1 protein-coding gene is annotated in these 716 nt (G+C 63.8%); it reads right to left on the bottom strand.

Annotation, left to right across the window (positions count from 1 at the left end):
* On the bottom strand, positions 1–716 hold a 716-nt coding region (locus RJT48_RS20600), incomplete at both ends, for a serine hydroxymethyltransferase (RefSeq protein WP_311174239.1).

Here is a 716-nt window from a genome sequence, read left to right as displayed (position 1 = left end):
AGCGGCCCACCCTGTGTGCCGGGGAACACCGCGTTGTCGATGGCGTCGGCGTACTCCTCGTCACAGAGGATCATCCCCCCGCGCCCTGCGCGGATCGTCTTGTGCGTCGACCCCGTCACGAAGTCCGCCACTCCCACGGGCGAGGAGTGCACGCCCGCTGCGACTAATCCAGTGATGTGGGCGATATCCGCGAGATGGTAGGCGTCGACCGCGTCAGCCGTCTCCTGGATCCGCTCCCACTCGACCTCCCGCGGGTACGCTGAATACCCCGAGACGATGATGTCCGGATCGAACGAGTGGGCCAACTCGTCGAGGCCTTCATAATCGACGTACCCCGTTTCGGCGTCGACCTCGTACTGTTCGACCTCGTAGGTCTGCCCCGCGAAGTTCGCGGGATGGCCGTGCGAGAGATGCCCGCCGTGGGTCAGGTCCAAGGAGAGGATCTTGTCGCCCGGGTCTAACATCGCGAGATACACGCCCATGTTCGCTTGCGAGCCCGAATGCGGCTGGACGTTCACGTGGTCGGCACCCCACAGTTCTTTAGCTCGATCGATGGCTAACTGCTCGACCTCGTCGGCGTACTCACAGCCCGCGTAATACCGCTCGCCCGGGTACCCTTCGGCGTACTTGTTCGTCAGCGCACTCCCCTGGGCTTCTAAGACCGCCTCGCTGGCGTGATTCTCGCTGGCAATCATCGCCAGCGTCTCGTTCTGTCG

Origin of the sequence: Halobellus ordinarius, assembly GCF_031823395.1 — an archaeon.
Lineage (GTDB): Archaea > Halobacteriota > Halobacteria > Halobacteriales > Haloferacaceae > Haloquadratum > Haloquadratum ordinarius.
This window is presented reverse-complemented; position numbering and strand designations above follow the sequence as displayed.